Origin of the sequence: Streptomyces sp. SID5464, from assembly GCF_009862985.1 — a bacterium.
Taxonomy (GTDB): domain Bacteria; phylum Actinomycetota; class Actinomycetes; order Streptomycetales; family Streptomycetaceae; genus Streptomyces; species Streptomyces chartreusis_D.
In genome coordinates, this window is record NZ_WWIQ01000001.1 from 281229 (window position 1) to 283729 (window position 2501).

General features: G+C 68.5%; 2 protein-coding genes and 1 pseudogene. All 3 read right to left on the minus strand.

What is annotated here, in order from left to right:
* Positions 1–683, minus strand: a pseudogene (locus GTY47_RS01280) (glucose-6-phosphate dehydrogenase); the annotation flags it as partial.
* A gap of 4 nt (positions 684–687) precedes the next feature.
* A complete protein-coding gene (gene tal, locus GTY47_RS01285) occupies positions 688–1806 on the minus strand; it encodes a transaldolase (RefSeq protein ID WP_010039718.1) in 1119 nt (372 codons plus the stop codon).
* Positions 1807–1840: 34 nt separating this feature from the next.
* On the minus strand, positions 1841–2501 hold a 661-nt coding region (locus GTY47_RS01290; RefSeq protein ID WP_272923019.1), incomplete at its 5' end, for a transketolase C-terminal domain-containing protein.

Genomic DNA, 2501 nt, shown 5'->3' on the forward strand with positions numbered 1-2501 from the left:
ACCAGGGACCGGTTCCAGATCGGCTCGAACATCGTGTTGGCGAAGCGCAGCGCCAGGATGTTCTGGACGGTCTCCTTGCCCAGGTAGTGGTCGATGCGGAAGACCTGGTCCGGGGCGAAGACCTCGTGGACGACCTTGTTGAGCTCCTCCGCCGACTTCAGGTCGTGCCCGAAGGGCTTCTCGATGACCGCGCGTCGCCAGGAGCCGCCCTTCTGTTCGGCCAGCCCGTGCTTCTTCAGCTGCTGGATGACCACCGGGAAGGACTTCGGCGGCACGGACAGGTAGAAGGCGAAGTTGCCGCCCGTGCCCTGCGCCTTGTCCAGCTCCTCGATCGTGGAGCGCAGCCGCTCGAACGCGTCGTCGTCGTCGAAGGTGCCCTGCACGAAGCGCATGCCCTGGATGAGCTGCTGCCAGACCTCTTCGCGGAAGGGCGTGCGGGCGTGCTCCTTGACCGCGTCGTGGACCTCCTGGGCGAAGTCCTCGTGCGCCCACTCGCGGCGCGCGAAGCCCACCAGCGAGAAGCCCGGCGGCAGCAGACCCCGGTTGGCGAGGTCGTACACGGCGGGCATGAGCTTCTTGCGGGACAGGTCGCCCGTGACGCCGAAGATGACCAGGCCCGACGGCCCCGCGATACGCGGGAGCCGTCGGTCCGCGGGGTCACGCAGCGGGTTGCTGCTCGACACCTGTTCAGCCCTCCGAAGGGGCGAGGCGCTGAAGCTCGGCCTCGGTCGACTTCAGCAGGTCGGTCCAGGACGCCTCGAACTTCTCGACGCCCTCGTCCTCCAGCAGCTGGACCACGTCGTCGTACTTGATCCCGAGCTGCTCGACCGCGTCGAGGTCGGCCCGGGCCTGCTCGTACGTGCCGGCGACGGTGTTGCCGGTGATCTCGCCGTGGTCCTCGGTGGCGTACAGGGTCGCCTCCGGCATGGTGTTCACCGTGTTCGGCGCGACCAGCTCGGTGACGTACATCGTGTCCTGGTACGCCTTGTCCTTCACGCCGGTGGAGGCCCACAGCGGACGCTGCTTGTTGGCGCCCTCACGCTCCAGCGCGTTCCAGCGGTCCGAGGAGAAGACCTCCTCGTAGGCCTGGTAGGCGAGACGGGCGTTGGCGATGGCGGCCTTGCCGCGCAGCGCCTTGGCCTCGTCGGTGCCCAGCGCGTCGATCCGCTTGTCGACCTCCGTGTCGACGCGCGAGACGAAGAAGGAGGCCACCGAGTGGATCTGGGACAGGTCCAGGCCCTTGGCCTTCGCCTTCTCCAGACCGGCCAGGTAGGCGTCCATCACCTCGCGGTAGCGCTCCAGCGAGAAGATCAGCGTGACGTTGACGCTGATGCCATTGCCGATCGTCTCGGTGATCGCCGGGATGCCCGCCTTGGTGGCCGGGATCTTGATGAGCGTGTTGGGCCGGTCCACCAGCCAGGCCAGCTGGCGGGCCTCGGCGACCGTCGCCTTGGTGTTGTGCGCGAGCCGCGGATCGACCTCGATCGAGACCCGGCCGTCCTGGCCGCCGGTGGCGTCGAAGACCGGGCGCAGGATGTCGGCGGCGTCGCGGACGTCCGCCGTGGTGATCATGCGGATGGCCTCTTCGACGGTGACCTTGCGGGCGGCGAGGTCGGAGAGCTGCTGGTCGTAGCCGTCGCCCTCGGAGATCGCCTTCTGGAAGATCGTCGGGTTGGTCGTGACGCCCACGACGTGCTGCTGGTCGAGCAGCTCGGCGAGGTTGCCGGACGTGATCCGCTTGCGCGACAGGTCGTCCAGCCAGATCGCGACGCCTTCCTCGGAGAGGCGCTTGAGTGCGTCTGTCATGGAAATTCCATCTCCTACGTGTCGTATATGAGCGTCAGCGCTGAGCTGCGGCGATCGATTCCCGCGCGGCGGCGGCAACGTTCTCGGCAGTGAAGCCGAACTCACGGAAAAGGACCTTGCCGTCGGCCGAAGCACCGAAGTGCTCCAGGGAAACGATGCGGCCGGCGTCCCCGACGTACTTGTGCCACGTCAGGCCGACCCCGGCCTCCACCGCGACACGAGCCTTGACGGACGGCGGCAGAACGCTGTCCCGGTACCCCTGGTCCTGCTGCTCGAACCACTCCACCGACGGCATGGACACCACACGGGTGGGCACGCCGGCGCCCTGGAGCTGCTCGCGCGCCTCGACGGCGACGTGCACCTCGGAGCCGGTGGCGATGAGGATGACCTCGGGCTCGCCGCCGTCGGCCTCGAACAGGACGTAGCCGCCCTTGGCGGCATCGTCGTTGGGCTCGTACGTCGGCACGCCCTGACGGGTCAGCGCCAGACCGTGCGGCTGGCCCTTGCCGAACTCCTTCGTCCAGCGACGGAGGATCTCGCGCCAGGCGATGGCGGTCTCGTTGGCGTCCGCCGGCCGCACGATGTTCAGGCCCGGGATGGCGCGCAGCGACGCCAGGTGCTCGACCGGCTGGTGGGTCGGGCCGTCCTCGCCCAGGCCGATGGAGTCGTGCGTCCACACGTACGTCACCGGCAGG